Below are 6,164 nucleotides of genomic sequence, written 5' to 3'. Positions count from 1 at the left end.
CATGATCACCAAGGTGAACTCAGACAAAGACATCGACGAGCTTCTCGATGGCAATGGGCAGTTGAAACTGAGGACACCATTTAACATGTTCATCGGTGGGCAGATCCTTGATCGTGGCGTTACGATCAACAACCTTATTGGTTTCTACTACGGGCGAAATCCAAATAGATTTCAGCAGGATACCGTTCTCCAGCATTCGCGGATGTACGGCGTTCGACCTCTAGCAGATCTTGCCGTGACGAGATTTTATGCGCCACAGCACGTGTATAAGGTGATGCAGAAGATTCACGCCTTCGACGCCGCGCTCCGTGAGGCGTTCGTATCCGGGGCGCACGACCGAGGGGTTTATTTCATCCAGAAAGACTCTCAGAACAGGGTCGTGCCGTGCTCACCAAACAAGCTTTTGGCCTCAAAGGTGGTTAGCATCCGCCCAGGCCGGCGCTTGCTTCCTATTGGATTTCAGACAGTGGCTAAGTCTGATGGACGGCGGAGCCTGAGCGCACTAGACGGGCGCATTGCGGATATTACCGCTCCGAGCCCTGCCGAACCTCTCTTGGTTAGCGTTGACACTGCGATAGAACTGTTGGAGAGAGCATACGACAACCTCGAGTTTGAGATTGCGAGTGATAGTGAAAAGAAGGCACACGCGGCTGCCTTGGAGCATTTGTCTCGAATAACTTCAAACTCGGAGAATAGAGGTAAAGTCTGGTTGATGACAGCTCGAGACCGGAACGTTTCCCGCTACAGAGAGGAAGGGCGGTTCTCGGATGCGCCGGACACGAAGCAGCAGTCGGAAGTTGCCGTGGCAAAGGCAGTCGATATTCCGGTGTTGATGCTGTTGCGCCAAAACGGTGAGGAAGCGAACGGTTGGCGGGGATTTCCCTTTTGGTGGCCGGTTATCGTCACACCGAGCACTGCAGTCACGTCGATATTCGCTACCGACGTACAGTCAGAGACTTAAGCTAAGCGACGTTGTGATCGGGATGGTCAGGTCTTTCGAGAAGCGCGAAGTAAGCTTCCGCTTACCCCCTGCTTGACTTTCGAGGCTCACAACGTGTAGCCGGACGGGGACGCTCCCGTCCGGCTACAGCATTTCTGACATAACCTCCCTTACCTGGTTGCACGTCCGCTCCACGAAACAGGGTCGCGCGCGTTCTCAGCACGGTCCAACTCTACGCGTAGATTGCGGGGGTCTATCATCACAGTGACGGGCTTACCCATGACCACGAAGCTCACCTCCGTCCCAGGCCCACGGATGCGGTGCTTCGCGAGGTAGAGCGGAGGCGCGTTCGGGATGGACGACCCAGCGGCATAGGCCGCGATGTCCAGCATCTCGTCCATCGGTAACGGCACGTCGGCGGGGCCGCGGCGGGCGGTCTTGGAGGCGCGGATGCGGGCGGTGACGAGATAGCGGCCGTCGGGGAGGCGCTGGTACGTGGCGGAGGTGACGGCGAGGTCGTAGGTGACCACTTCGCGCGTCCACTGGCCGATGAGCGGGCGCGCCTCGGGCGGGGCTTCGGCCTGGAGGGTGGCGATCAGGTCCTCGCTCGGGGGTGACGGGCGGGGATAGGCGTGCTCGCGCACGAAGCGGGCGAGTGCGCGGTTCATCGCGGGCTCGCCCATCGCGTCGCGGATGGCGGCCATGACGATGGCGCCTTTGCCATAGTACAGGTACGGCTCGCCCTCCGCGGCGGCGAGCGGGTGCTCGGGCTCCTTCTGCTGCGCGCGGCCCAGCAGGTAGCGCTGGAGGTCGAACTCACGGAGGCGGGCGACCTGGCCCTCGCCGCGCAGGTGGCGGAGCACCATCTGCTCGGAATACTTGGCCAGCGACTCGGTCACGAAGGTGGAGCCCGGGCCGGCGCCGGGGTTGACCTGCTGCGCCCACCACTGGTGCCCCACCTCGTGCGCCACGCGCCGCGTCACCAGGTCGAGCGCCGTGGTGTCGCGCGCGTCGGTGAGGAAGCCGCGGTCCTCCGTGACCCAGATCACGCCGGGCATGGCGAACGCGCCGAACCCCCAGTACGGCGGCACCTCCACGATGCGCAGCGAGCGGTGCGGATACGGCCCGAACGCCCGGCCGAAGTCGTCCAGCGACACCGTGGCGGCGCGCATCATCCGCTCCACGTTCTGCGCGTGGCCGGGGTGGAAGTACACCTCTACCGACACGCCGCCGTGCATCTCCCGCCGCACCGAGTAGCGTGCGGATGCGAAGGCGGCCTGCCGGTTGATGGGCCCCTCGGACGCGTAGCGGAAGTAGCGCCGGCCCCCGCGCGTCCACGTCGCCCGCAGCTCTCCCGGCGCGACGGCGGTCTGGTCCGCGTCGGTGGAGACGGTGGCGGCGAAGGTGGCGCGGTCGCCCGCCTCGTCGTCCATCGCCTCGGCGAGGCCGGAGGCGGGCAGCTCCTCGCGCGGCTGCAGGTGGTGGCGGCGGCGCTCGGCCGGGTCGGACAGCTCGTAGCCGCGCCGGTAGCCGAGCGTGGAGAAGGCGCGCAGGTGGGTGACGAACGAGCCGTTGTCGGCGATGGAGAGGTCGAAGCCGGACGTGCGTATCCCGCGCTCCGCCACGGAGATGCGGTACGACATCTCCGCCCGCGCGCCCGGCGCCAGCGGCCGGCGCATGCGGAAGCCGCGCATCCCGAACCGCTCGTCGCGCACGACGGCGTCCGCGCCCGCGACCGAGACGTCCGCGCGCGCCAACTCCTGCGGGAGGCCGACCCACACGGTGTCGACCGCGCGCGACGTGCGGTTCTCCAGCCCGAACGTGCCGCGCACGTCGAAGCGCCGCTCGCGCGGGTACAGGTCCACGTCCGCGCGGATGGACGTGATCGCGGGCTGGGGCGCGTCGGCGATGCGGCGGTACGCGCGCTCGTAGCCGGCGCGCCACTCGGCCGCGTCTTCGCCCGTCTCGTACGCGTTGACCACGTTGGTGCCGCGGAAGACGAACGCGCCGGTGGCGAGGAAGAGGAGCAGGCACGCCGCGGCGCCCGCCATCCCCCGTCGCCCGAGCCGGCGCGGCACGGACGCGAGCCGGCGGCCCAGCGGAGCGACGGTCCCGCGCCGCCACGCACCCACCGTCGCGAAGGCGAGCAGGGCGGCGAAGGCGGTCCAGTACAGCATCATCCACCGGAACGAGTCCGCGACCTGGCCGCCGCCCGCCATGTCCGAGTGCGCGGCCTGCGGCCCGGCGGCGAAGCGCAGCAGGTGGTGCTCCAGCCCAATCGCCGGCCCCTGCTGCGCGACGATGGCCAGCAGCAGCGCCGCCATCATCGCTACGTAGCGGTTGGGACTCAGCGTCTGCGCGAGCAGCGCGGCCACTGCGAAGAGCACCAGCGGCAGCCCGGCGGAGACGAGGAACGCTGCGAGCTGCCCCGGCTCCGGATGCACGTAGCCGCGCGAGAGCTGGAACGCGACCGCGACGATCAGCGTCGCCGCCGTCATCACGATGGCGGTGAGGGCGAGCGCCGCCAGGCGGGCGAGATAGAATACGGCGCTGTCGGTGGGCGTCGCGTCCAGGATCTCGGCCAGGTGGGCGGAGCGGTCGCGCCACGCCAGCTCGGCGCTGAAGTAGATGAGCACGATGGTGCCCAGCCCGGACAGCGGCGAGCGGGCGATGCCGAGCAGGATGCCCGTGGTGGGATAGAGCCGCGTGGCGTACTCCGCGCTCTCCGTCCCGCCGGCGAAGTTCGCCCACGCCACGCACGCCCACAGCGCCATCAGCGCCAGGAACGGCTTGCTGCGCAGCACGTGCGCGAGCTGCACCCGCGTGGCGGATGCGAGCGCCCGCCACCGCGCGCCGCGGCCGCTCACGGCGACGGGACGGTAGACGGCCACGGACGCGGGCGCATCGTCCGCATCCTTCCTGGTCCGCATCTTCGTCTTCGCGCCGGTGGCCACGCGCAGGGCGAACCGGCGGTGCACGACGGCGAGGATCGCGGCGGAGACCGCCATCCACAGGACGCGGTTCAGCAGGAAGCGGCCGGAGAGCGACAGGAGCCGCGTGTCGCGCATCTCCGGCGTCCAGTAGCGCGTCTGCTCGAAGAGGGCGGAGATGCCGAAGGGGTCGATCAGCGCCGCGCGAGCCAGCGCCTCGGCGGAGACGGGGGCGCCGCCGGCGAGCAGGGGCGAGTGGACGAGTACGGCGCAGACGAAGTACAGGGCGTAGACGAAGACACCGCCCACGTAGCTGGCGAGCGTGCTGCGCGTGAGCGCCGCGACGGCGAATACGATCGTCCCGGCGATGAGCAGGTTCGGCAGGCCCATCACCAGCAGCGCCCACAGGTAGGCGGCGACGTCCGTCCGCCCAAGCCGCTCCGGGTCGACCACGGTGACGAGGGGCGCCAGCAGCATGCCCAGCGTGGACGCGGAGAACGCGGTGGCGGACACGAGCAGCGCCCCGCCGAAGCGCCCCAGCAGGTAGCGCGTCTTGCCCACCGGCGTGCCGAAGACGATCTCGGCCATGCGGTGCTCGGTGTCGCGCTGCACGGCGCCGGTGCAGAAGACGGTGAGGACGAAGATGGCGGGCAGCGAGAGCAGCCCGGTGGCCTGCATGGCCGCGAAGGGCGAGTTGACGTTCACCTCCGCCGGGCCGTAGCCGGTGGCGACGAGCGCGAAGCCCATCGCCGCGAAGAGCACGGCGACCGCGGCGAATGCCACCTGCCGCGTGCCGTAGCGCCACTCGAAGCGCACGATGCCCGCGAGCACGCCGCTCACGCCGCCCGGCGGGCCGAGAGCACCGAGAAGTAGACGTCCTCCAGGTCCGGCGCCACGGCCTCGAAGCCGGGCTCCGGCCGCTCGTCGGCCACCACGTGCAGCAGCGTCTTGCCTTCGAAGAGCTGCGTGGAGAGCACGGCCAGCGAGGCGCGGTACGCATCTACCGACGCCTTCTCCACCGTCTTTCGCCACACGCGGCCGTCCAGCTCCGCGATGAGCTGCCGCGGCGCGCCCTCGCGCAGGATGCGGCCGTCGGCCAGGATCGCCATGCGCGGGCAGAGCTGCCGCACGTCTTCCACGATGTGCGTGGAGAGGATGACCACGATCTGCTCGCTCACCTCCGCCAGCAGGTTGTGGAAGCGGTTGCGCTCCTCGGGGTCGAGCCCCGCCGTGGGCTCGTCGACGATGATGAGCCGCGGGTCGCCCAGCAGCGCCTGCGCGATGCCGAAGCGCTGGCGCATGCCGCCGCTGTAGCCGCTCACGGCCTTCTTGCGGTGCGCCCACAGGTTGGTCTGGTGCAGCAGCGCCTCCACCTGCTCGCGGCGCTCGCGGCGGTCGGTTACCTCCTTGAGCAGCGCAAGGTGGTCCAGCAGGTCCAGCGCGCTCACGCCCGGGTACACGCCGAAGTCTTGCGGCAGGTAGCCCAGGTGCCGCCGGTGCGCCTGCGGGTCGCGCAGCACGTCGTTGCCGTCGAAGGCGATGCTGCCGGTGTCGGGCTCCTGGAGCGTGGCCAGGGTGCGCATGAGCGTGCTCTTGCCCGCGCCGTTGGGCCCCAGCAGCCCGAAAAGCCCGCGGCCGATGGAGAGGTCCACGCCACGCAGCGCGTGCACCCCGTTGGCGTACGTCTTGGAGAGGTTGGAGACGGTGAGCATCACGGCCGGTCCGGCTGATTTCGATTCGATGGAGCGGAGCGCCGCGGGAGGGGGAAGCGGCCACCGGGAGGGAAACGTAGGTTTCTCCCGCTGGTACGCGCCCGCCGCCGAACCGGTTTCAGCGCCGGAGATGTACGGCTGCCGAAGTCCGCTTTGGATGCGGGAGATGCGGAGTTCAGGTGTGCGGATGACGGTGATCGGCGGATGTGGATGCCGGCAGTTCGAGTGTGGTTTCGGAAGATGAGGATCGCAGAGATTCGGATCCGCGTTCAGGCGAATTCGCGAAACGGCACATCTCCGCGGATCAAACAGAAACGAGCCGGTCCCTCGCAGGGGATCGGCTCGTCGCGTTTGCGTTCGGGAGATGCGGATCAGTCCGTCGACGGCGTCCGTTGCGCGACGGCGGCGCGGAGCTGGGCGATGACAGCGGATGCGTCGCGGTAGGCGTCCAGGCCGACGCGGAGGGCGAAGGCGGGGTGCCCCGCGGCGGATTGGAGGAGGGCGAGCACGGCGGGCGCGGCCGCGCGGTCGGCCAGGAGCCACGGGCTCTGGCGGATGAGCGCGGCGAGCGCGTCGGCGGCG

The 6,164-nt window shown here is 68.9% G+C and carries 4 protein-coding genes; 1 reads left to right on the top strand and 3 read right to left on the bottom strand.

Annotation, left to right across the window (positions count from 1 at the left end; translation table 11 throughout):
- Positions 1–961, top strand: a 961-nt coding sequence (locus tag VFE05_23080) for a Z1 domain-containing protein (GenBank protein ID HET6232980.1), incomplete at its 5' end; no start/stop codon positions are given.
- Between the two features lie 149 nt (positions 962–1,110).
- Here VFE05_23080 and VFE05_23075 read toward each other — a convergent pair.
- From VFE05_23075 to VFE05_23065, 3 genes are all read right to left on the bottom strand, one after another.
- Positions 1,111–4,710: a M1 family aminopeptidase gene (locus VFE05_23075; protein HET6232979.1), complete on the bottom strand. Its 3,600-nt coding sequence runs from the start codon at positions 4,708–4,710 to the stop codon at positions 1,111–1,113.
- Positions 4,707–5,582: an ABC transporter ATP-binding protein gene (locus VFE05_23070; GenBank protein HET6232978.1), complete on the bottom strand. Its 876-nt coding sequence runs from the start codon at positions 5,580–5,582 to the stop codon at positions 4,707–4,709. The genes VFE05_23075 and VFE05_23070 overlap by 4 nt, the downstream gene beginning before the upstream one ends.
- A gap of 371 nt (positions 5,583–5,953) precedes the next feature.
- On the bottom strand, positions 5,954–6,164 hold a 211-nt coding region (locus VFE05_23065; GenBank protein HET6232977.1), incomplete at its 5' end, for a hypothetical protein.

The organism is Longimicrobiaceae bacterium (genome assembly GCA_035696245.1).
Taxonomy (GTDB): Bacteria; Gemmatimonadota; Gemmatimonadetes; order Longimicrobiales; family Longimicrobiaceae; genus DASRQW01.
The sequence above is the reverse complement of the archived record's forward strand: the minus strand, read 5'-3'. Positions and strand labels throughout refer to the sequence as shown.